This window comes from Paenibacillus sp. MMS18-CY102 (genome assembly GCF_009789195.1).
In the GTDB taxonomy this organism is placed as follows: domain Bacteria; phylum Bacillota; class Bacilli; order Paenibacillales; family Paenibacillaceae; genus Paenibacillus_T.
In genome coordinates, this window is sequence record NZ_WSTC01000006.1 from 1 (window position 1) to 24163 (window position 24163).

The window sequence follows — 24163 nt, forward strand, 5'->3', positions numbered from 1 at the left end:
ATAAAAAGCTGCGTGTTTATTCCAATTACGTTCCTTAACAGTATGGAAAAGCAAAAGAGCCGCTAACCTCGACATGATCAACTTTTCATGTGGGGGTAGCGGTTCAAAAACCATGGAGGTTTTGTTATGACAAAGAAGGGACAGAAACTGGTCACATATAGCTTCGAAACGAAGAATAAGACGGCTTGAAGGCGTGACGAAGCAGAAAGTAAGAACGTAGGCCCATTTCCTGCATCAATCGAAGAACCTTCTTATGATTGACCCCAACACCATGATCTTGAAGCAAAAACAATTGAATCTGACGATAGCCATAAACAGCTTTACAACGCTCGAAGGTGCTTCGGATCAATGCTTTGAGTTTATGGTCCTTATCGATGCTCTTCTGCTTCAGATAGGCATAGAATCCGATTCGGTAGATTCCAACTTCTTTGCATAGTTCTGCAATGGTAAAATGCTCTCGGAGCTCTTCGACGAGCCGACACTTCTCTGGTACCCTCCGCCTTTGTAATGGCCAACCACTTTTTTAGGATGGCATTCTCCATCTCTAACCATCTAACATAACGGTTTCATCGACATATTCCTTTCGCTTCCCGCGCGGTATGTGTTAGCCCACAGTCACCTATCTGTTTGTATCGACGCATCCACACCTTCAATCTGCCCACATTGACGATCCCCAGTACTTCCGCTCTAGAATACACCGTAAATACCGTCATAATCGAGTTTAGAATATTGGAGATCGAGTAGTAAAGAGCGTGCTTATTCGCGAATTTCAATCAGACAAACGAAATGGGTAACCGATGTTACCCAATATCGAGTTGGTGACGTATGGCGATACCTCTCCGCTATCAAAGACTTGTGCCAAAACGAGATTGTAGCCTACAACATGAGTTTGCGCAACGACAAAGAGCTTGTACTTGACGTTTACTAAGGCATTTGAATAAGTGAAAGACGTGACTGGGCTGATCGTTCATAGCGATCAAGGTTCCCAGTACACGTCCTACGACTATCACGACATGCTGCCAAAAGTTGGCGCCCAAATCAGTATGTCACGCCGAGGCTATTATTATGAGAATGCCTCAATGGAGAGCTTCTTCTCCCATCTACAGACGGAAGCGCTCTACTCTTATGATATCCGATCGATCGAGGAAGCACAAAGCAGAATTGAGGACTACATCCACTTTTACAACCATTGTCGGCCACAGTGAAGACTAAGAAGCTGACTCCGGTTATGTACCGAATCCAGCTCGCAAGATAGGGCTTTATTTCATTGTCCGCAAATTGGAGTCTTGACCTGATGCCGGGAAACATCGAATTGTCGTCAGGCGAAGTAGCGCTTGTGAATACGATGAGCAGGGAAACCATCTTGCGGTCTTATGTGCGCCACGACCACTTTGCCTGTTATTTTACCAATATACACTGGGAGATGTGAGAATCCTATTAGAGCGATAAACCAACGTCATCGGATTAGATGTTTAAGCAGAGTAGCCAAACAGAGGCGGAGTTCAGAGATGTACATGATTCTGTTGGAGATCTCTGCTTTTCGCGGTTTCTTGAAACGTAGGTGAGCAGTATGGGGGAGTAGTTTATGCAGCATGCAAGTAGCTATGCTGAGACAATTATTAGCTTTGTCGCTGATAAATGAACATGAGTTAATGAACTAAAAATCAAAACAATACGTGCATACGGTATTCGATCTCATCTTCCCCAGTACGACTTTAATGTACAAAATTGAAGAATAAATTTTGTCGTGCTTTAGGTTATGCCGATCTTGTTCGTTATATAAGTGTACATTCAACATGCATTAAAGGGAGGATATTCATTGAAGATCATGAAAAAGAGGCTTATTTACCTCGCTGTTTTATTGGGGTTAGCTGTAACGTTGCTGCCGGTTCAGGTATTCGCTTCGAATGCGAAAACAGCACCGCCGCTAGGTGTGTTTGCTCCGTATACCGTTTTCTCGCCTGACTTCGATCTTTTTAGAAAAGGGACAAGGCTACCTCACCTATCAAGGGAACCAGAAAGCAAATATATGGGGTGAAAGCTATGGCACAGCACACGTTAGTGAAATCGGCGTCCAGCTCACCTTGCAGCGCTGGACAGGATCGGCTTGGATCGACGTATATTATGGAGTAGATGCCAAAGATGTCAACTCGGCCTATGCATATTCTTCGATTAGCAATATTTCAGTTCTAAGCGGTTATTATTATCGAACCAAGTCTTATCATTGGATCAAAGATGGATCGGTTTCGGAATCGGGCTATAAGTATTCTCCTTCGTATTTGATTCCAGATTAAAAAGAGAGTGAGCGAACTTTTGTTCGCCCACTCTCTTTTTAATGTAAGGATCTGGCCATTTGCTAGATTCGTATCTGCTGTCAATTTTCCGGATATAGATCCTTTATGGGAATCAATTATAGGAAATGGAGGGGATACATAAAGCGACATTTTTTTATTTTGTGCGCGTTAGGTCCGGCCTGTTTCAAACGTTATATAAGTAGACAGCAGGAGACGACTGGATGAATTCAACTGGCTGATACAGCAAAGGAGGGGAATAGCAGGGGCAAGTAGTCATGATTTGTGTAAGGACAAACTAAATCAATTAGGAGCTGATTCAATTGAAAAAAAGAAGTCTGATGTGGTTCATGGTCATGGTACTGGTATTTTCATTTTCCTCTGTGGTATCCGCAGCACCTACAAGTTCAACAACCGGTGAAGGACCGTCAATTTATGGTCCGACTATAGTGCCTTTTGATGTTCAGTTAATTAATGGCGTTGGACATACAGGCTGTAGCGCGTATGAAAAATCGTTTACGCTTTCTCCGGATAATGGCGACAATTTGAATGTTTGGGTTAAAAACAACCACAGCACGAAGACTGTGTATTTTAAAGTAGAGCGTACAGATAATAACCAAGATTTCAGGGCTGTTGCAGTTGGGTCAGGGGATCAACTCACGCGCACGTTCTTCATGACTGGCGGCGGGGGGATGCAAGGTACATACAAAGTCTATGTATATACCACTGATGGCCATAACATGGACATTACTGTTTCGGCACGGCAACATTAATATACAGTTCCGTAACAACTGATATAAGCTGCTAAATGAAGCGACTCATCCAAGTATGAGTTGCTTTTTTTATGAGTTCCGTTCTGTTGACATATATAACTACAAGATGTAGATTTATGATATAACTACATCATGTAGATGAAGGAGGAGTTGATGTGTAAATGACAAAAATTTCAGAGGCCGAACGAGAAATTATGGAGATTATTTGGAAGTATGCACACCCGATGACAACAGCAGAGATTTTGCAAGTGCTTCCTGATGGGAAATGGAAGCAAAGTACCGTAATTACTTTTTTGGCTCGTTTGATGGACAAAGGATTTGTTACAGCAACACGGATTGGAAAAGCTAATCATTATCAGGCTTCTATGACTGAATCGGCATATCGGGCTATAGAAACGAAGCAATTTATACGGGATGTTCATCAAGGCTCTGTATCTGGGCTGATTAGCGCTTTATGTGATACCGGAGAATTGAATAAGGAAGATATTGAAGAGCTTATAAAGCGTCTTAGGGGGTAAGTGCAGTATGCTTATTCTATATTATTCCTTATTGCTCATGTCCGCAGTGGCTTCAATGTTACATGTTGGGTTATGGCTGCTAGAGAAGTGGACTAGAACCTATTTCTCGGCGAAATGGCATTACGTTTCTTATATCCTGGTGTACACGTTCTTTATTTTCCCTTACTTTAAGGTCTTAACTTTTATTAATGACCGATTTTCGATTCAATCAGAATCCGATTCTATAATGGTTCCTATTCAAGCAGCAGTTCAAGAAACAACAGAAGTGTCCAACCTTCATATGGTGGAGGATATTAACCAGGGAATTAATCAGTCAACCTATGTATTGCAAACTGATTGGCATATATTGAATGTGATTCCCTATTTGTTGCTTACAGGGACTATTATCTTTCTCATTGTAGCGTTTATTCGCAATATTAGGATTCATCACCGAATTACTTCGGTTTGTGAACCAGTAAGTGATCTTGACATCATATTGGGACTGGAAGCCAGCAAGCAAAAGCTGGGGATCAAAAAAAATGTTGCGATTTACTTCGCGCCATTCGTTAGCTCACCGTTCCTTTATGGTGTTATTAGACCGCGCATAGTTTTGCCCGCAGGTATTGAATTTACATCTGATGAGTATCGGCAGATTTTTCTTCACGAACTGATTCACTATAAGCGACACGATATTTGGCTAAAATTATTTTTGATTGCTGTAAATTCCTTGCATTGGTTTAATCCGCTTGCTTATAAAGCAAGGAGAGACATTGACCGATACTGTGAACTGTCCTGTGACGAGCATCTGGTTCGTTCTATGAATTTGATGGAGCGAAAGCGGTATTGCGAACTATTGTTAAGCGTGCTGTGGAACGCTACTGACCAAAAATCCCAAGTTTATACTGCGTTTAGCGATAAAAGAATCTTTCTTGAAGGGAGAATTAATATGATATTGAAAAATAAAGGCACAAAGCGAAAGTCGATTAAAATTCTGTCCGGTGTGGTTACTCTATTCTTAATTCTTGGTGGCTCTGCTGCTGTATACGCAGGAAGCATTACTACTAAAAGCGTGCCGGAATTGAACGATGCAAAACCTGGCGTTGTTCTATTGAGTGAAATTAAAAAGGAAAGCAACATCGAGCTTACTGTAGAAAAAGTGTCGAGCAGAGAGTATCAAACTGCTTATACGGAAATTAAACCAGGCGCAAGTAAAGGGTTTGGCGGTTATGCGCTAAAAAATGGCGATTCTCTTACACCGAAATTTTCTTCTGCTGGTGGTGACCTTAAAGTTTACTTGTTGGAATATGAGGATCAGGTGTTGGAAGACGGCAAGCTATTGAGCAGCAATAACAAATACAACTTGGCCGAATCAGGAAACTACTACTTTGTATTAGTAAATGAAGGCCAAACATCAAGCACAAATGTGGAGCTATCTGTTCAACTTCAAGTAAATTAAGCTTATTCTCCTTCGTATTTGATTCCAGATTAAAAAGAGAGTGAGCGAACTTTTGTTCGCCCACTCTCTTTTTAATCTAAGGACCTGGCCATTTGCAGAATCGCATCCTCCGTCAATTTTCCGGAGATAGATACTTTAATGGAATCTGCTGTGAGCCACTCTAGCGTAACAAAACCTTCAGGTAAAATGACAAGCACGCCACGGTTATCTCCAATCATCGGTTCTTTAATCGTTCCCGCCGTAATAGGCACGTCACTGGTTACATGTGTTGATCCAGGCTCAATAAAGCGCTGGCTAATTTTAAAAATTTCTTCGTTATTATTCAAATATTCCAAATAGACGTTGCTGTACCGCCCGCTAGCTTCACGAAAGATACGTACCGTCTCCAGTGCATAATGATCCGGAATGTAGCTTGGTAACAAAAGTGTAAATGAGAGCTTGGATTTAGCATCCTCTAGCGTCGTTGTTATTGGAGCCGCGGGTTCATTGCTTTCATTGTCTATTGCTGGTGGCGGTACGGTTTTAGCTGTGGAAGTATCGGATTGGTCTTTGGTAAAGAAAAACTCCACGATGTTCTCTTTGACCTCTCGAAATAATGAAGACATACTCGCATACGTTGCGGGTATATTGGTTGTCGTAGTGAGATCAATCACAATAGTAGCTGCGATCACAGCAGCCACGATCTTTAATCGGAAAAGAAGTTTCTTGTGACGGCGCCGTTTTTGTAACCGGACAGATACCTTCTCCCAAGTGGGGGTTGCGTCAGGAATTTCAATGTGATCGTGATAATCTTGTAGCGCTTCTTTAATGAAAGATTCTTGCCTGTTTGGTTCATCCATTGTCATCAGTCCACTTCTGTAGAAAGTGTTTAAGTAATTTTTTACGCGCCCTCGCTAGGCGCTGGGTGAGTACAGATTCCTTTACATTTAGTTCTTGGCAGATTTCTCGGTAGGACTTTCCTTCTATGTAGAATAGAAACAAACTCACACGATAGTCCGCTGGCAGTTCATCCATTGCTTGATAAAGCAGCTCGTTTCTGTCTCTTGCTTCGCTGGCCGCACTTACTTCATTGATAGCTGCCTCATAATTATTAACGAAAGATTCTTCTGTTATCTGACGGTTTCGTTTTAACTTTCGCACATAATCCAGCGCAGTATTGCGAGTGAGTTGCTTGATCCAAGCGGGAATGTTGACATCGGATCGCATCTCCGGTCCCTTCGTTATGGCCTTCATGAAAGCATCTTGAATAATATCCTCCGTAAGCGCATGGTCACGAACTATAAAATATATATCCCTATAGACGAACTGGTAAAAGGAACGATAAACCAATTCTTGAATTGAGGTATCAAGGTCGTCTAGTGGGCTTCGCAGGAAATAGTACCATTGTTCCATGAGATTCCCCCAAAGATGTATTTCAGTTATTTCATATTCAAGTATACATCATTTATGGGAAATGAAGGGGGTATAAAGGGCGATATTTCTTGTTGATTTTGTGCGTTAGGTACTAGGTATAGCCTGTGTCAAACATTATATAGCAAACAGCAAGAGCGCCATGATCCGGCTTGCGGTGATCCCGGAGGAAACGAGCTATGCCTATGAGAGTGGTGAAGCGCTTGCTCAACTGCAGTAGCAATAAACGATTTTACCGTACGAGTAAGTACGCGAGCAACTCAAACAGCTGCTTATTGAGTTTGGTTCCCCCTAGTAAATCGTATCACCCTGAAGAACCTTTCGTTCGTCTTACCACTCACGGGATATGGAGATTAACCAGTCCGGTTGATAAAAAGAACTTTTCTGATACCCATTCTGCAGAGAAAATTGGTAAAGTGAATGAGCGTGAGTGCGGGCGTGGGGTTACTCGATACAGTATAGGTATTGGGTATTAAGTGACTAAGATTCCGAATAACGCCGGCGTGGCAATTGAGTTTAAGGTGCCGTTGTCAACATAAGTCAACATAATAAGAAACTCAGGAGTGTATCAACACGACTAGGCTCAGAATAAAGGAATATAGTTGATTCGCAAACACATAAAGTGTTTATTAGAATTTAATTATAGTGTCATTCAAAGGTGAGGGTTCTGTCATGCCAAAAAATGATAATATGTTAAACATTCTATGGATGTTGAATTCGGGAGAGAAATTGACTGCGAAGCAAATATCAGAAAAGTTGGAGATAAATATAAGAACCGTTTATCGGTATATGGATGCCTTATGTGCCAGTGGCGTCCCTATCATATCCGACACCGGGCACAATGGCGGGTATAGCTTGCTGCACAATTTTATCAAATCTCCTCTGTTATTTAGTATGGATGAAAAAAAGACATTGCTTCACGCTGCCCTATTTGCAAAAGAAGCCGGGTATCCTTTGAGTGAGGCATTAGAGAATGCAACATCCAAGTTGAAAATGTATTCGAATCAGGAGCAGGAAAGGTTACTAAGCCATCATTTAGCCGGATTTGAAGTAATAAACCGCAGGGGATACCCCGCTGTACAGCCGGTATTGCAGGAATTGGAGCACGCTGTAGCAAATGAATCTTCTGTGGAAATTTCTTATCGTAACAGTCATGAAGAGCAGTCCCCCAATAGGGTAATAGACCCCTATGGCGTGGTTAATTGGAACAATAAGTGGTACACCATTGCATTCTGCCACCTGAGGAATGAGATCCGCAGCTTTCGGGTAGAACGAATTCTGAGCATCACACGCACGTCATTCTCATTTAGGCGTCCCAATGAATTTTCAGCGCGTACTTTTTTTATGAATAATCTGTTGCCAGATGCGGCAGGTAAATCCGGATACATTTCTTTAATTATTAGTGGCAAGGCAGACGCCTTGGATGATCTATGCATACATTGGTTTTTGGAGCATCATTTGCAGGAGCGGACATCGACGCAAGCCATTTTTTTACTTGAGGAAGAGGCGCTGTATACATATGTTCCGTTAATCATTCTTTCTTATGGTAAATCCATTCGAGTTATAGAGCCACAGAATCTAAAGAATAAACTTGTGGCGGTTGCTTCAGAGCTAATGGAATATTATCAAGCTTAACAGCTTCACTGACAGTAGTTGTCAGTGAGGCTGTTTTATTATAAGGATAACCACGCATTACAGATGAATGGTTGCTGTTACCTAATAAACTTGAGGAGGAGCACTTAGAAATGAATAATACCGTATATCTTTATGTGTTTGATACCATGTCCGATTGGGAAATAGGTTATTTAACCGCCGAGCTGAACTCTGGAAGATACTTCAGACAGGGGCTGGCTCCCGCCAAAATAGTCACCGTTGGGATCGAAAAGACTCCAGTAACTACAGCGGGCGGATTGAAAATAATGCCTGACATCAAAGTGGATGAATGCAGCATTACAAGCGTAGGTGCACTGATTTTACCTGGTGGAGATACATGGGGAGAAGCTGTTCACGTACCCCTATTAAAAATGGCCGAGATGTGTTTAAAGGAAGGGATCGTCGTTGGAGCAATTTGCGGTGCTACCTTCGGACTTGCTCAAGCAGGATTGTTAGATTCACGTGGGCACACAAGCAATGATTTGGGCTACCTTAAAATGATCTGCCCTTCTTACACGGGCGAAGAATACTACAAAGCGGAATCCGCTGTCACCGATGGGAAATTGATCACTGCAACCGGAGTAGCTCCGTTAGAATTTACTGTTCATGTTTTAAAAGCGCTAGATGTAGTTTCTCCAGAAACATTAGACGCTTGGTATCGTCTTAATAAAACGCATGAACCTAAATACTTCTACGAGCTAATGAGCTCAATCCAATGACAGTATAGGGATACAAGGCATGTTGAATGCTGTTTGTCGCTTATCAGGAAATAGCGTGTCGGAGCCACATTTACCTATCTGACGAAGCCCAAGCATAGTTAGCGCTTGGGCTTTTTGTTTTGCCTAATTCCCCACTATGGCGTGGAATCCCCACTATTGTGACCTTCATTCTGATTAAGCATCGTATGGAAAAACTTCAACGATGCCTGCAGCTCTGGCTCCGAGAAAGTGTTCAAATCATCGAAAAATCTGCGCTTTATCTTTTCGTGCAGCATAGCGTGCACTTCGAAGACATGCCTGCCTTTGGGTGAGAGGCTGAAATAGACTTCTTTCTTGTTGTCGTTCATTTGGCTTCGCTTTATGTAGCCATCTTTATGCAATTTAGTGCTGACATTCGTCACACTCGCCTTGGACAGATTCATTTTTTCTGCAGTAGACGTGTTGTTGATAGGTTCGTTTTTGCCAATGCAATCAATAATGTGTATGGCTGTCAAATTGCTCGGGAATGAGGTGAGCCCATGCACCCGTGCAAAATCAGCAAACTCTTCGGTCTCGGTCGAAGAGATCTGCTCGGCTAAATGCAAAAAATGAATAAAGCGATCGTACAATAATTCCTTAAGTCCCTCCGATGGATGCATAATGCTGAGATCCCCCTTGTGACACTTTCATTGGTCAGATTACCCGAATTGTTAATGTGTAAACAAACATACCACATCAGCGATAAACTATCAATTTCTGAACCAATTCTACGGCATTGACAGCACAGATCAGAGAAAATCCCATCAATAATGCAGCCCATCCACTCTAATAATAAGCCGAAAACAATTTGACAAGCGAACTAAAACGGATTATTGTTTACTAATTAACAAAATAAAGTGATTGAATCGTATTCCTCATCAATTGTTTTATATAGCTTAATCTGCTTATTGTTTATTCCTTAACAAAATGAGTCGTTTCTATAATCGAGCTGGAATAAGTGCGCTGTGCTAAGGGAGGAATACGAATGAATATTGCCAAGACGATAAGAGAACGCAGAACGATTCGGAAATTTCATGAAACACCGATCGAACAAGAACGGATTCTTTCATTGCTGAATAACGCTGCAAGCTTGTATGAATCGGAGGAAACGCCACATTGGCGTTGTGTTCATTACAGCACGTTCGAGTCGCGCCAAAGGCTGGCAGATAGCATGTTCGCTAGAATAAAGGAAAGCAAGCTGGGAAAGCTTATCCCCGCCCCAATAACGAATTTATTCAAGAAACAAGTATCCAATACGCCTGTTAACTTAGTCTTCATTGCAGAAGCCGCCGAAAATCAGCGACTGAGCGACAATAATTATGCAGCGGTATGCAGCATCATGCAAAACCTTCAATTGCTGGGCTGGGAGAGCGGGCTGGGCATGCTGTGGTTCACTGATCCAATGATTCAAGGCGAGTCATTTTTTAATGAAATAGGCTTGCGGGAGGGTGAACGGTTTGCAGGGATTTTGCATATGGGGTACTTTGATCAACCGCTAAGAGACCGGAGGAAAAGAACGCCGGCAGAAAAGAAATGGCTCGCTATGGACGGAGGGGTTCAGCGACATTCGGATGGCCATCAGGTGTCTTCGCAGAGCGTCCTGGATATTCTGAATGAGGCAGTCTGGGCGCCAAACGATGGAATGCGGGAGCCTTGGCGTTTTATTTATGTTGCTGGGGACGATGCGGCCAGTAAACTCGGAGCTTCATACGAGGATGCGTCACTGTCATTCCTGCTGGTTGTAGCAAAGGAGGAGGCGGATCCCCACAAGCGGGAAGAAGATTACGCTGCGGTATGCTGCTTGATCCAAAATTTTCGATTATTGACCGAATCGGTGCCATGGCATGTGCGCCGCATGATACCGGAATGGATTTATGATCGGGAACGATGCAAGCCATTTGGGATTCGGCCACAGGAACGGATCGTAGCTGTGTTGGAGCTCGGGGGAGATGCTCGTCAATCGAATGCCGCAACAACTTCCCCAGTGCTGAATATTACGCATTTATGATCCAATGGACTGCCGCTGTAGAAACGAATGGAGTTACGTTAGGGCGGAAGGTGAACGAAAGGTTGCGAGACCTGAAAATTTATTTTATAAAGCCTTATAAGTAAAAAGGATACCCGATTAAGGAGTATCCTTTTTGCATTCAATCTCTATAATCTATAACTTAGCAACTAGTATAAAGCGTTCCGAATTTGTCTTAATGCCCTTCTGAGTTTGATTTTCCTTAATAAACTGTTGGAGTATTTGAAAATCAACATCAGTCCGTCCAAAGTCGGGAATAATTGGAGTGTGTTTTAGTAAAAAAATGAGGTCTTCAGCGGTTTGGTAATATTCAGTAACATTAAACTCAAATGCCTGAATGTCGCTAAAGCCTGCTTCGTTCAATTCAGTAATATATTGATGCTGTAATGTACCTGCCTTTGATCTAAATGCCTGTCCTCTTCCAAATGCTTCTTTAATATTTGATTTATCGTTTTCGCTCACTTGCTGAGTGAGGAAAGTACCGCCCTTAATTAAAACTTTTGCAACTTCTCTAGCGGAAAATTCCGAATGTCTACAAGAGACTACATTAAAAAAGCAGTCAGGAAAACCCAAGTTTTCAGCTTCCATCTTTAGAAAGCGTACATTGGGTATGCCTGATTTAGCACAATTTCTAGTTGCGGTTTCAATCATTCCAGTGGATTGGTCAATCCCAACTAGAAGTAGTGCAGATGCAGCTATTGATAAGATCGCTTCTCCACCACCAGTACCAATATCAAGCAATATATCTGATTTCTTGCAGTTCTTCGTTACTTCACGATACAAATCCCATCTTGTTCCTTCAGAAACGCATTGCACATTGCTGAAATCCCAACCGTTGGTTTTGCCGACTTTATCATAAAATTCTTTGTATTCCAATGAATTCATTTGTATTCCACCTTCTAATGAGAATAACATGTTGACCGATATCATTCATATGTTTAGTTTCATGAGACCAAAGGGCAGACTCCCCCCTCGATGGCTGGTACGCGTTTTATCCAGCCCGACAACTAAATACCTCGAACGATACGGAAAGACATCCAGTTCACCCCATTTGAAAGATTGGTTCAATTATAGTTCGAAGAGAGTTTGTGAATCAAGACTTGAAAACGAGTAAAAGGCAAAGAAGGGTGATGTAGTACCTATGGTTACAGAGCTGTCCTATTAGTAATAAGAAGCTGGTTTTGCTAGAATTTTTTTCCAACGCGACTTGTGAGTTGCTCGGAAAGAGGGTACTTAGTCTCATTGAGAACACAGTTTTATTTTTCAACGTTTTTAACAAACAGGTCTCGTTTCAAAAATTAGAGCTTGTCGAGCGAAGGGTGTTTATTATATATAAAGAGTGGTAAATATGTAACAATCACAAAAATTGTAAAGAAATCGTTCCATAGGAAGTGATGAAGAGAGGAGGTAGCTAAATTCATTTCATTAGGATAACTAGTCTAACTTTTTTACCAGATAACATAATATTGTCACTTTAACGTATGCACAGTCAGGAATCAATAGCTAGTTGACTAGATGGCTAGGAAGCAAGACACCGATAATACAACATTGTACTAAATTTGGAATTAAAGGAAAAGAGGAATGTAAATGGGGATGATGATTTGTCTTTTAGATATGACAGATTCGCAGAAAGAGCGCATAAGGAGACAAGCACCGAATCTTGAAATTCATTTTGCTCCTGCTTCGGGCTTAGAGGATAAACTTTTTTTGGAGGCAGAAATCATTTTCGGCTGGGACCCCCGAATTGTGACCGAGACACTTTGCAAACCCTCGAAGTTGAAATGGTTACAAAGCTGGTCGTCAGGTATTGAATATTTACCTCTGTCACTCCTCGAGGAACGGAATATACGAGTAACCGATGCGAGCGGAGTCCATGCAACATCTGTATCTGAAACGATATTGGCGATGATGCTGGGCTTTTCCAGAGGAATTGTGTCGGCACTGCAGAATCAAGTTGATGCAAAATGGGAGAGCCCGCCAACATTAGTCGAAATGAACGGATGCACAGTATCAATCATTGGGGCAGGCGAGATCGGTAAGGAGGTTGCTAACTTATGTCGTGCGTTCGGAATGAAAATTATTGCAGTTCGGCGTTCCGGAGAACCTATTCCAGAAGCCGATTGGACTTATCCAACAACATCGCTTCAAAATGTGCTTAAGGAAAGTGACTTCATCATTAATATCTTGCCATTGACTCAAGAAACTTACTATCTGTTTGACTATGAGAGATTCAGTCAGATGAAAAAAAGTGCATATTTTATCAATGTTGGACGTGGCTCAACTGTGATAACGGATGATTTGGTTAGGGCGCTTAAAGAAGGTCTGATAGCAGGCGCAGGTCTTGATGTTTTTGAGGAGGAACCACTTCCTGCAGAGCATTCTTTATGGTCATTATCGAACGTCATACTCACACCTCATAATTCAGGTGGAAACACGGTAAAGAATAGGGAGCGTCTCGTTAATTTGTTCGTGATGAATTTAGAGTGTTATCTCAACGGTGAAGAGCATGTTATGAAAAACGTCCTAGATTATCGAAAAGGGTATTAAAAATCAGTAGTAAGAAAGACGCCACACCGAATCAGGTCGATTAGGAGCACTCCCATTCGACTTGAGGGTATGGCGTTTTTTTCTAGGTGAAATGCTAGGACTTGTCTATCTATTAATGTTGCATCTTTTGAAGGTTCACCATTACATCGTTTTCAATTAATTGAATCAGATTTTCAATGCCGTTGGTGCGTTGCAGCAGATTGGCAACCTGAATACCTAATTGCGAATGATTAGATTTTAAACGTTTCTCAATAGCAGAAGTAATTTTTGCTTCAATTTCATCCGGGTGAACGATTTCCCCAAGCTTTAATTGTACGGCTCTTTGTGCATTTAGCCTTTGTTCCTCGTGTTGTGGAATAACGATCATAGGAGTACCACACATTAACGCTTCCATGACCGTTGTATGGCCACCATGAATGATTGCCAAATCCGCAGCTTTCATTAGTTCTAAGGCTTGGTTTGTAAAGCTGATGATTTCAAGAATGGAGTCGGGATTGCTCCCTTTGAACTGTTTGATTTCTAGAGCTAATAAATCCGGATCAATATTTGGTCCAGTGATTACGTAATAATGAGCCTTTATGTTCCGAAGGCTATGAAGCAGTTTGATGTAATTCGCGAATCCCATCGCGGTTCCGCCGAATGTGATGAGGATTAGCGGCATTCCGTGGGGAGAAATAGAATTTTTCAACTGAGTCTTGGACGGTAGGTTATTCGGCTGATTTTTAATAAACGGACCGGTATGATGGATTTCTCTAACTGAGTTTAGAACGATTTCTCTCATGCTTCGTGGCATGTGTGACAAATTATCAAAGGTTGAGAAGTCCGGAATAACCATAATATCACCAAACAATTTTTGTATTGCATACTGTGGCGTCTCGAGCTCATTCAAGGTATCAATGACATCAGGGATCATTTGAGCTAAGGGATAAATAAAAAAATTCGTATTGTGCAGGGAGATGGATGGGATGTTATTCAAGGCAGAAGTTACGCCTGCAGACAGTCGGTAGTCGTGCAAAACCACATCAGGATTGAATTCCTTCATGAGCAATGTTTCTTCTTCGATACATCTTTTCAGATACTCGGGATTCGCTAATCGGCTCCTCGTCTTTGTCTGGCTTGAGGACTGCGTGCGTTTGGGTTCACGCTCAGGCGGCAAAGGCTCAATCTCTCGAATGGGCTTGCAAGTCAAGCCGGCTTGTTGAGGTATATGAAGAGCTTCTTCTGAACAGGCAAATAGTACATCGTGTCCCCTATTTTTTAGGTGTACCGCGACTGACATGCTTCGGCTCAAATGACCGAGACCGTGGAAAAATGCTAGAACTAATATTTTTAGGTTGAGATTGGTTTCCATGATGATCATAGCCTTTCTTAAGTGGTTTGGTCACTCCTATTTTAGGTACATTGACTGCTGTTTTTGATGGGCAGGATGTGACGGACGCTTCAAACCGAGTGTACCTCGAAGCGTTTTTTCTGTGTATTCTGTCCGAAAAATTCCACGACGCTGCAACTCCGGTATAACGAGTTCTACAAAATCATCGAGTCCGCCAGGTAAATATGGCGGCATGATGTTAAACCCATCAGCTCCTTCTTGCGTAAACCATTCTTCGAGTTTATCGGCGATTTGAACAGGTGTTCCGATGATTTCGCAATGTCCTCGAGCTCCTCCAATCCGTTTGCAAAGTTGACGGATTGTAAGCCCTTCCCGTTCGGCAAGATCTTTCAGTAACTTAAATCGGCTTTTGCCTCCGTTAACTTTCTCGATATCAGGGAGATCTGGCAAGGATCCATCTACTGGATACTCGGAAAGGTCAAAGCTGATTAGGGCCGACAGTAGACTGATTGCGGCTTCATGTGGGACCAATTCGTCAAGACGAGCTTTTTTCTCCAATGCCTCCTCTTCAGTACTCCCAATAATAGGGAATACGCCTGGCATGACGATTAAGTCGCCTCGCTGACGATTATACTTGTCTAATCTGCTTTTTATGTCACGATAATACGTTTGGGCATTCATTAAAGTCGAACATGCTGTAAAAACGACATCCGCAGTACGTGCAGCTAATTCTTTTCCGACTTCAGAGGCTCCAGCTTGAATGATCACGGGGTAACCCTGAATGGGGCGGGCTACATTGAGTGGTCCACGAACCGAGAACCACTTTCCCTTGTGTTTAATCTTATGCAGTTTGTCGCTTTTTCCAAATATCGCGTTTTCTTTATCGCAAATGAAAGCATCATCTTCCCAGCTATCCCACAGCCCCGTTACAACATTAAAGAATTCCTCAGCTCGTTCATAGCGAACGGAATGCTGAACATGCTCCTCGAGATTAAAATTTTGCGCTTCCTCTGGGTTGACGGAAGTTACAATGTTCCATGCCGCACGTCCCTCGCTTAAATAGTCCAGGGAAGCCATTTTTCGAGCAAGATTAAAGGGCTCATTATACGTCGTCGAAATTGTCGCTGCGAGCCCAATATGGGAAGTCACAGCTGAAAGTGCTGAAAGCAACGTCACTGGTTCAGGCCGAACGGTTATCGTTTGAGAAACAGATACAGGAAGTTTTTCAGATACTGCATAGCCTTCTGAGAGGGTGTCAGCTAAAAACAGCATGTCAAACTTCCCACGTTCGGCAGTAAGAGCCAATTGTTTGTAATAACTTAAACTAAGTATATCCGCCGCATTCGTCTCCGGATATCGCCAAGCGGCTAAGTGATGACCTGGAGTCATTAAAAATGCAGCTAACTTCATCTGTTTTCTCATCGTAACCTCCAAATTTGTCCATAGGTTTGTGTAAATAATTATATTAAAAAGTAAAAGTTAGTATATAGTCAACAACAAAAACGAATCGAAGGAAGAAGTAAAGCGCACAGTTATTCAGATTGTGAAGGGATATCAGGCAAGAATCGATCCCGGTATACGAGGCTGACACCATAGTAACTGAGGCTTTGAAATCTGTGAAGCACCGATTGGAGGCTGGTGGTAAAGTTTGAACTTGCGTCAGTAAAGAAAAAATTGATAATTCTTCAAATTTATCATGACTTCTCCTGATTGATTTGATATTATGTATAAATGTGAACTAAAGGATCATTTTTCCAATTGACTAAACGGAGGAAGTTGAGTGGCTTCTACAGAGAATGATGTACGAGTGGCTATAGGAAGATGCCTAACGGAGGTGGTTTTTCATTTATCCGCCGAAATTAGCCCTTACTTTAAAAAGGGGGGGTTAGGGGATATGGTTCAGTCATTACCCCGTGCATTGAGTAGACGAGAATTTTTGAATATTACGATCACACCTTACTACAGTACACTAAAAGGCAACCCCGAGCTGATCATTGAAGATTCAGTCGAATACAATGACCGAGTTTATACCTACCAGGTTTATGTTGCCATATCCGAAGGAGTTTATAGTCTATTTGTAAAAGTGAAAGACAGTTGGATTTTCGACAAGATGTATAACACAGGATTGGACATCTATGATGGAAATGTAAATTTATCACACTTCTTATTCGGCAAAATAACGGCCATTGTAATCACCAAACTTACTTCTTCACCCTGTACCCTTCTTACGCATGACTGGCACGTTGCATGTGTCTATCCCTACATAAAGCAGCTTGCTATTCCGGCAATGAAACTTCATGTGATTCATAACTTTCACTACCAGGGCGCACTAAACGAAGATATGCTCCATCTGGCAGAAGAAAATATAGAAGTGGATTTCAAGATCTTTCTCAATAAGTTCGGTCATTGTTCCCTTTCTGGCATGGCAATTAACCAAGCAGATACAGTGATTACTGTAAGTCAGTCCTATGCGGAAGAACTATCAGGAAGGAGTGCGCCGCATCCAAATTTGCATGTTCTTGAGCTAGCAGATTTAAGGGGCATTGTAAACGGCTATGAGACTTCAATTTGGCACCCCGAATTAAGTGAATACGTAATTGTCCCCTATAATAAAAATTCCGTTACAGATAAGTTAAAGAACAAGAAATGGTTAATCAAAGAGCTTAGATTAGAAATAGACGAAACTAGACCGATTTTATTATTCTTAGGACGTCTGTCGCCCCAAAAGGGAATAGAATTGTTTTACAACGAAGGCGCGAATTTCTCTTTAAATATTGAAGCATTAATGGCCCTAGGTGCAGCATTTATTGTATGTGGCGAGCCACAAGAGAACGAAATTGATAAAAAATTTCAAAAGCTGGCGATGTCGATAGAGGGGGATTTCCGCTATATAGACCGCTACACCGAAGAGTTGGCACATCGATTATTGGCTGGCAGCGATATTTTAGTCCATCCATCCAAGTTTGAGCCTTGCGGTTTAACGCAGCTTTATGCCATGGCCTACGGGACAATTCCAATTGTTAATCCCGTTGGTGGTTTGAAAGATACTATTGTTTGCGAATTGAAAAATAATGGACAGGGCTGTGGGTTTTGGATGGAGGAGTATAGTTTTAAAGGTTTATACGATGCTATCGAAACTACGATTTTCCATTATGAGCAAACCGATGTTTGGTCATCACTGATTGAGCGGGCAATGTCACAGCAGTACGATTGGGATCTTAGAATAGATCCTTATGTATCCATCATAAGCGAACATCAAAGGAGCAGACGACGTGAATTATAGAGTCGATCCTACCCAGTGGATCATCTACCAAGTTCTAACTGACCGTTTTTATATTGGAAACTCCAAAGAAAATCAGATGTGTGCGCACCTAATCGATGATAGCGGTCATGACCTTTCGAAGTACCTCGGTGGAGATTGGAGAGGGATTATCGAAAAAATTGAGGACGGTTATTTAACTGATATGGGTTTCAATGTAATCTGGATTTCTCAACCCGTTGAAAATGTATTCGCCTTAAGAGAGAATGTGTCCTCGTATCATGGTTACTGGGCCCGGGATTTCAAACGGCCGAACCCGTTGTTTGGCTCCATGGAGGACTTCCGTGAATTGATTCGCATTGCTCATGAACATGATATGAAAATTGTAATTGATTTTGCCCCGCATCATACGTCTCCTGCGGAAGTTGGCGATCTCGGTTATATGGAAGATGGGGTCCTGCTTGATAATGGGAGAGCGATCGCTTCGTATAATTGGGATCCTCACAACTGTTTTCATCATGCTGGAGATAGTGATGAGGATTTTGATACCTATGAAGATGGATTATACAAGAAGCTATACGGGTTAGCGGGCCTAAATGTTCAAAACGATATTGTGGATCGATACTTGAAAGAAGCAATATCGTTATGGATCGACACTGGAATAGATGGAATTCGCATAGATGGGGTAAGGCACCTTCCGATTGGATGGTTAACGTCGTTTGTGCAAACGTTTGCTCGAGATGGAAGGCTATTTATTTTTGGTGAATGGTACCTTGGAAAGCATCGGAGGGATCCTCGAAACCCCCAGCTTGCAAATGAGAGTGGTATGGGGCTGCTGGATTTCAAGTTTGCAAACAAACTAAAGCAAATCATGCTTGAAAAAGAAGATGATTGGTCTGGTTTTGTGAGTATGCTCAACGTTACAGAGAAGGAGTATGAGCGTACGCATGAACTAGTTACGTTTATCGACAATCATGATTTGCCTAGATTTACAAGGGAGAATTCGATTGTTACGGACATTGCGCTTGTTGTTTTGTTAACAAGTCGAGGCATACCAAGTATTTATTATGGGACAGAGCAGTACATGACAGGTGCTTCTGATCCGGCTAATCGACAAATGATGAATTCATTCAATAAACAAACGCCAGCGTACAATATTATTCGGATTCTGTCCGGTTTGAGAAAACGGAATATGGCCATTGCTCAAGGGAAGACAAGTATACTGTATCATTCACCGGAAATCATAGTTTACCAAAGAGCATTTGGTGGGCACGTCGTTGTCGTTGCAACTAATCTGGGTACTACTAGCGTAGAGTTTATGTCCCTATACACGCAACTGCCTGAGGGAAGTTATAGCAATCTGGTTGGCGAATTTAGAGGTGAAAAGGAAGTAAATGTAGATAAGTTCGGTAAGATTGAAGCCATGGTACTTCACCCCTACGATAGTGTCGTTTTAGGAACAAGTGATCATTTTGAGTATCAGCCGGCAATCTCGCATATTTTCCCGGCGGTATCAAAGCGTGGAGACAAGGTTTGTATTTACGGAACTGCTTTTGATAAGCAACAGGGAAGGGTCAAAGTAGGCACCGTTGAGGCTCATATACTGAACTGGCAAGATGACAGCATCGAAATTGTAGTACCGGAGCTTACTCCAGGGAAGCACCACGTTGAGATTACACGAATCGATACTGAATCGGCGGTGTATCAGCATTTTCGCATCAATACGGGCGAGCAAGTCTCTGTTCGCTTTATCGTTGATGAGGCATACGCGAATGATGATGAGCAAATCTACTTGATCGGAAACGTGTTTGAACTTGGAAATTGGGAACCGGCGAAAGCAATAGGATCTTTCTTCAAAAAAGTGCTATATCAATATCCAACCTGGTATTACGACATAAGCGTACCGGCAGGAATAGAAATTCAATATAAATATATTAAGAAAAACTTCTCCGGGGAGGTCGTGTATGAAGACGGTGAAAATCATGTATGGGTTAGCCCAACTGATCAAACGGGAGAAGTTAGAGTTACATGGGGATGCCCAATAGGAGGTGAAGCGGATGATCGAAGTTAGTCAACTAAGCAAAATGTACAAAATCGCGGATAAGAAGCCAGGGTTGATGGGAGCAGTTCAAAGCCTATTTCGACCGAAGTTTTATATTAAACAGGCCGTGGAAAATATTAGTTTTTCAATACAAAAAGGTGAGTTGGTCGGTTATATCGGAGCTAATGGAGCGGGGAAATCGACAACGATAAAAATGTTATCGGGGATTATGACCCCTTCGTCGGGAGAGGTCCTGGTGAACGGCATTGAGCCGTATAAAAACCGGCAAAAGAATGCGGGGCAAATCGGTGCTGTGTTCGGTCAACGAACGCAGCTGTTCTGGGACATTCCGGTTAGAGAATCCTACGAACTCCTAATGCACATCTATAAAGTTCCACCACAGCAGTTTAAACAAAATCTGGAGCAATTCGTGGAGACACTCGGATTGTCGTCTTTGTTAGGTATTCCCGTTCGTCAGCTTTCGCTCGGCCAAAAAATGAGATGTGAACTGGCTGCGGCTTTTTTACACGATCCATCGGTAGTCTTTCTCGACGAACCTACGATCGGGCTTGATATCTCCGTGAAATCGAAGATACGCTATTTTATTCGTGAAATGAATCGTACGAGAGGGACAACTGTAATTTTAACCACACATGACATGCAGGATATCGAAGAGATTGTCAACCGTATCATTATTCTAGATCAAGGGAAAATCCTTTATGACGGCGACACTGGGGGCATTAAGGAGGACTTTGGAAATCAGCGTGTGATCGATTTCGATTTAACTTTTACAGATAACGACAGGATCCCCATTGATATAACGGAGTTCGTATCGGTCATCCAGAAGGATCCTTCGAATGGGAAAATTACGCTATCATTCAATAATGGCGAAATAACGGCCGCGGAGGTTATTGCACGCATGATGTCCAAGTTTGAGGTTCATGATTTATCGATTACGGATACGCGGATCGAAGACATCGTAAAACGCTTGTATGAGAGAGAGGCATCGTAAGTTGGGCGTTTATTGGAGATTTGCAAAGACCCAAGTGAAATTGGATGCGGCTTACTCGTTGTTGTACTGGTCCGGATTTTTGACCTCTCTAATGAAGCTTTTCGTAATTTATTTTTTTTGGAGGGCCATTTTTGAATACCAGCCCACAATCAGTGGCATGTCATTCACCGAGACGTTGACGTACATGATTATCGCAACAGTTATCGTGAACTATGTATTCGGAGGCTCCAGTGATTTGGCCTCGATGATACGAGAGGGGAGTATTGCCATTGAATTGATGCGTCCCTATCATACGCTACTTAAAATCATATCACTTGATATTGGAAGTAAAATTTCTCTGTTGGTCCGAGAGACACTACCAATGCTCGTGGTAGGGTATCTATTTTTACAAATTGACTACCCACCGAGTATTGCACACATGCTGATATTTTTGGTTAGCCTGTTATTGGGTTTCTTTATTGGAAAAGAGTTTGAATTGTTGATTGGGTTAGCTTCCTTCTGGACGATCAATGATTGGGGGATGAGGCTGTTAAGAGGTGCTGTCGTCTTGTTTTTCTCCGGTGCGCTAATGCCTGTAAATTTATATCCACCCTGGCTAAAAAGTATTAATGCATATCTGCCTTTTCAGTCGATGGTATTTACACCGTCGGCCATTTATTCAGGCACAATGGAATGGGGGCAAATCGTTGTCGCCATGACTGCCCAAGTGGGTTGGCTTGTTATATTATTTTTCCTCGTTCGACTTATTTATAAAACTGCCTTGAAAAAAGTTGTCATCTTTGGCGGGTAGGGAGAGGTTGTCGCGGATGTATTTACATTTGTATAGCCAGTTTTTTAAATGTCAGTTGAAAAACAAAATGGAGTTCAGAACAGATTTTCTGATCGGCATCCTATCTGTACTTATCGTTCAGTCGACATCAATTTTGCTAATGAAGTTTGTTTTTGACCATATTCATTCGATTAAAGGCTGGACTTTTCAAGAGATTATGCTAATTTACGGGGTCGCAGCAATGGGAAGGGCTATTCATCACGTGTTTTTTGATAATCTTTGGACGTTGGGCTCCCAGTATATTCGACCAGGAAACTTCGACCGGTTGTTAATTCGACCAATAAACCCGCTTTTTCATTTAATCGCCGAACGAGTTCAATTGGATGGAATCGGACAAATGGTCATGGGAATCATTATGCTAAGTTACTCATTATCCAATCTAGATTTGTCCTGGGGTTTTTTAGAGGTCACTATACTCCTCGTTATGATCGTTTCGAGTGGGTTAATCTTTGCTGCTGTTAACTTATTCGTGGCGACATTTTCTTTTTGGATGGTGGATAGTCTTCCTATTATGACGGCAGTTTTTCATCTAAGTGATTATGCTCGTTATCCAATTTCGATCTTTAACAAATGGATTCAACTGTTGTTGACATGGATAATTCCCTATGGTTTTGTTGCTTTTTATCCAGCAACGGTATTATTAAAATCCTCTGACTTTCAGTACATAGGTTTGTTGTCTCCACTAGTTGCAATCTTTTTATGTGGTTTTGCGTATTTGTTTTGGTTAGTTGGGCTTCGTTCGTTCACGTCGACAGGAAGTTAATCAACAGAAGGAAAATGTTAACGGGTTTGAAATGGCGATAAATGGTGTCTAAGAGGAGGGACTGATGAAGCGCGAGTTTTCGTAGGAATCGGTTGCTATAGCGTGTGACCTGTATTTAATAGCAAGATGAGTCAGTGAAAGGGGGTGATTAAACGAAAAAAATTATGTAAATTGTTCAGACAAAAAGCGACATGAGTGCACCGCTCACGTTGGTAGAAACGATGTACTGTTCGGACCGAAAATCCTAAGGAGTGCGGACGAATTAACTAATTGATACCGGGTAGATTATTGAGTAGTATTTATGAAACTTTCGAAAATCGGGTGTCAATATTGTACGTAAGTTGCGAATCACCTAACTTATAAAATGAATTAAAGGAGTTTACTCATTATGGAGAACGTACTTATCAATAAGGTAGATATGTTGGAGTCTTTGTACAATGAAAATGAAATTAAACAATTCTCAGCGTTAACGAATACGACAAGAAGATTATCAAATAAAGATGAAATTACAATTCAAGCTAATCACCTTTGTCAATCAATCGATGTCGACATTTATTTGGAAGGAAACGTTACTGTTGACATGATTAATATGAAAGATTATCCTTACCGTTCCATTGAAAACACGATAGAGTATATCTATGAAATCAAAAAATCCAATATAAACACCGTGCTGCTGCACCTTGTTGGAAATGAGTACGGTCAAGATCCATATAAGGTCCTTCAGGATCACGTACAGGCAATTCAACAAGTGCGTAAGCATTTCTCAAAAGAGGAATTGAACATTACGATTGATCCGTTCATGACTGCATTCAACCAAGATGGCAGCTGGGGTGTTAAGGATGAATTCGGGAAATTAAAATATCTTGAAACCTTGAATCTATTGGCGGAAATTGCTACAGATTATAGTTTAGCTGGCGCTGATGGGATTATCACCTTGGGAAGGGTCGAGGGTGAAGTAGAAGTAACCAAAAAAGCTTTAGCAAAGATCAGTTCCAACATGAAGATTAAGTCGTTCTCACAAAATACCGAAACTACGAATGCGTACATGTATCTTGAAAATTTACCCGATCAATTGGAAACAGGCCAAAAAATTTTAGTAGGCAACCTAACAGAGATGAATCTGCGAACGATTTTGGATATCCATGAAGGGGCAGATGTCATTATCGTAAAACCTATTGAAAACTTCCATCTCATTACGCTGACTTTGGATTTCATTACGAATACGCAATCTGTAGCAGCATTTTTGAACAGCGCGAAGGCAAAAGAACTGCTTGAGGCTAATCCGTTCGTGAAACATAAAGTGGACCAAATCCTAGCTGACTTGGATGCTTTTGAGGCTAAGTGTGCAGGTGTAACGGTTGGAGCCTACTCTGTATCCGGAACTTATTTTATACATAAATCATTCGAAAAAGAGAAGGGAGGCAGATTTTCGTTGGGATTAATGGATGAGCTTCTTAAGAACGCCATCTCAGCTGCAGGGGATCGTCTGGACAGTATTCTTGATCGTAATGCAATGTGGATTATCCAAAATAAATAGGA

22 protein-coding genes and 1 pseudogene are annotated in these 24163 nt (G+C 41.8%); 16 read left to right on the forward strand and 7 right to left on the reverse strand.

The window, feature by feature from the left end:
* Positions 1-151 precede the first annotated feature (151 nt).
* A complete protein-coding gene (locus GON22_RS26685) occupies positions 152-445 on the reverse strand; it encodes an IS3 family transposase (RefSeq protein ID WP_442954357.1) in 294 nt (97 codons plus the stop codon).
* 496 nt (positions 446-941) lie between these two features.
* On the opposite strand from GON22_RS26685, the gene GON22_RS26525 reads away from it, so the two are divergent.
* The 5 genes from GON22_RS26525 (at position 942) to GON22_RS05725 (ending at position 5017) form a co-directional block, all read left to right on the forward strand.
* Positions 942-1205 carry an integrase core domain-containing protein gene (locus GON22_RS26525; protein ID WP_160395148.1) on the forward strand — a complete coding sequence of 88 codons (264 nt, stop codon included), beginning with the start codon at positions 942-944 and terminating at the stop codon, positions 1203-1205.
* Positions 1206-1819: 614 nt separating this feature from the next.
* Positions 1820-2038 (forward strand): hypothetical protein, encoded by a 219-nt coding sequence (locus GON22_RS05710; RefSeq protein WP_160395149.1) that lies wholly within the window; start codon positions 1820-1822, stop codon positions 2036-2038.
* A 576-nt stretch (positions 2039-2614) separates the two neighbouring features.
* Positions 2615-3064, forward strand: a complete 450-nt coding sequence (locus tag GON22_RS05715; protein ID WP_160395150.1) for a hypothetical protein — start codon at positions 2615-2617, stop codon at positions 3062-3064.
* Between the two features lie 161 nt (positions 3065-3225).
* A complete protein-coding gene (locus GON22_RS05720; RefSeq protein WP_160395151.1) occupies positions 3226-3582 on the forward strand; it encodes a BlaI/MecI/CopY family transcriptional regulator in 357 nt (118 codons plus the stop codon).
* 7 nt (positions 3583-3589) lie between these two features.
* Positions 3590-5017, forward strand: a complete 1428-nt coding sequence (locus GON22_RS05725; RefSeq protein ID WP_160395152.1) for a M56 family metallopeptidase — start codon at positions 3590-3592, stop codon at positions 5015-5017.
* Positions 5018-5088: 71 nt separating this feature from the next.
* Here GON22_RS05725 and GON22_RS05730 read toward each other — a convergent pair whose 3' ends face one another.
* On the reverse strand, positions 5089-5862 hold the full coding sequence (locus GON22_RS05730; protein ID WP_237179038.1) for a DUF4367 domain-containing protein: 774 nt from the start codon (positions 5860-5862) through the stop codon (positions 5089-5091).
* A complete protein-coding gene (locus GON22_RS05735; RefSeq protein WP_160395154.1) occupies positions 5849-6409 on the reverse strand; it encodes an RNA polymerase sigma factor in 561 nt (186 codons plus the stop codon). The genes GON22_RS05730 and GON22_RS05735 overlap by 14 nt, the downstream gene beginning before the upstream one ends.
* Before the next feature lie 244 nt (positions 6410-6653).
* Between GON22_RS05735 and GON22_RS26690 the strand changes: the two are divergent.
* The 3 genes and pseudogenes from GON22_RS26690 to GON22_RS05745 form a co-directional block, all read left to right on the forward strand.
* Positions 6654-6816 (forward strand): annotated as a pseudogene (locus GON22_RS26690) (phosphorothioated DNA-binding restriction endonuclease); the annotation flags it as partial.
* A 283-nt stretch (positions 6817-7099) separates the two neighbouring features.
* Complete coding sequence (locus tag GON22_RS05740) at positions 7100-8062, forward strand: helix-turn-helix transcriptional regulator (protein WP_160395155.1); 963 nt, start codon at positions 7100-7102, stop codon at positions 8060-8062.
* Positions 8063-8172: 110 nt separating this feature from the next.
* Positions 8173-8799, forward strand: coding sequence for a type 1 glutamine amidotransferase family protein (locus GON22_RS05745; RefSeq protein WP_160395156.1), 627 nt, complete (start codon positions 8173-8175; stop codon positions 8797-8799).
* Between the two features lie 134 nt (positions 8800-8933).
* Here the strand turns inward: GON22_RS05745 and GON22_RS05750 are convergent, their stop codons facing one another.
* Positions 8934-9437 (reverse strand): MarR family transcriptional regulator, encoded by a 504-nt coding sequence (locus GON22_RS05750; protein WP_160395157.1) that lies wholly within the window; start codon positions 9435-9437, stop codon positions 8934-8936.
* Positions 9438-9802: 365 nt separating this feature from the next.
* Here GON22_RS05750 and GON22_RS05755 point away from each other — a divergent pair, with 365 nt between their 5' ends.
* Positions 9803-10825: a nitroreductase family protein gene (locus GON22_RS05755; protein WP_160395158.1), complete on the forward strand. Its 1023-nt coding sequence runs from the start codon at positions 9803-9805 to the stop codon at positions 10823-10825.
* 153 nt (positions 10826-10978) lie between these two features.
* Here GON22_RS05755 and GON22_RS05760 read toward each other — a convergent pair whose 3' ends face one another.
* On the reverse strand, positions 10979-11728 hold the full coding sequence (locus GON22_RS05760; protein WP_160395159.1) for a class I SAM-dependent methyltransferase: 750 nt from the start codon (positions 11726-11728) through the stop codon (positions 10979-10981).
* A 702-nt stretch (positions 11729-12430) separates the two neighbouring features.
* On the opposite strand from GON22_RS05760, the gene GON22_RS05765 reads away from it, so the two are divergent.
* Positions 12431-13390 carry a D-2-hydroxyacid dehydrogenase gene (locus GON22_RS05765; protein WP_160395160.1) on the forward strand — a complete coding sequence of 320 codons (960 nt, stop codon included), beginning with the start codon at positions 12431-12433 and terminating at the stop codon, positions 13388-13390.
* Between the two features lie 112 nt (positions 13391-13502).
* Here the strand turns inward: GON22_RS05765 and GON22_RS05770 are convergent, their stop codons facing one another.
* Positions 13503-14741 (reverse strand): glycosyltransferase, encoded by a 1239-nt coding sequence (locus GON22_RS05770; RefSeq protein WP_160395161.1) that lies wholly within the window; start codon positions 14739-14741, stop codon positions 13503-13505.
* A 36-nt stretch (positions 14742-14777) separates the two neighbouring features.
* A complete protein-coding gene (locus GON22_RS05775) occupies positions 14778-16142 on the reverse strand; it encodes an LLM class flavin-dependent oxidoreductase (protein WP_237179039.1) in 1365 nt (454 codons plus the stop codon).
* A gap of 358 nt (positions 16143-16500) precedes the next feature.
* Here GON22_RS05775 and GON22_RS26530 point away from each other — a divergent pair, with 358 nt between their 5' ends.
* From GON22_RS26530 to GON22_RS05805, 6 genes are all read left to right on the forward strand, one after another.
* The gene (locus GON22_RS26530; RefSeq protein ID WP_160395162.1) at positions 16501-18003 is read left to right on the forward strand and encodes a glycogen/starch synthase; all 1503 of its coding nucleotides are present in this window, start codon (positions 16501-16503) and stop codon (positions 18001-18003) included.
* Positions 17993-20050, forward strand: a complete 2058-nt coding sequence (locus tag GON22_RS05785) for an alpha-amylase family glycosyl hydrolase (RefSeq protein WP_160395163.1) — start codon at positions 17993-17995, stop codon at positions 20048-20050. The genes GON22_RS26530 and GON22_RS05785 overlap by 11 nt, the downstream gene beginning before the upstream one ends.
* Positions 20037-21032 carry an ABC transporter ATP-binding protein gene (locus GON22_RS05790; protein ID WP_160395164.1) on the forward strand — a complete coding sequence of 332 codons (996 nt, stop codon included), beginning with the start codon at positions 20037-20039 and terminating at the stop codon, positions 21030-21032. Before GON22_RS05785 ends, GON22_RS05790 begins: the two co-directional genes overlap by 14 nt.
* 1 nt (position 21033) lies before the next feature.
* A complete protein-coding gene (locus GON22_RS05795) occupies positions 21034-21822 on the forward strand; it encodes an ABC transporter permease (RefSeq protein WP_160395165.1) in 789 nt (262 codons plus the stop codon).
* A gap of 16 nt (positions 21823-21838) precedes the next feature.
* A complete protein-coding gene (locus GON22_RS05800; RefSeq protein WP_160395166.1) occupies positions 21839-22624 on the forward strand; it encodes an ABC transporter permease in 786 nt (261 codons plus the stop codon).
* A gap of 388 nt (positions 22625-23012) precedes the next feature.
* Positions 23013-24161, forward strand: a complete 1149-nt coding sequence (locus GON22_RS05805) for a delta-aminolevulinic acid dehydratase (RefSeq protein WP_237179040.1) — start codon at positions 23013-23015, stop codon at positions 24159-24161.
* Positions 24162-24163 lie beyond the last annotated feature (2 nt).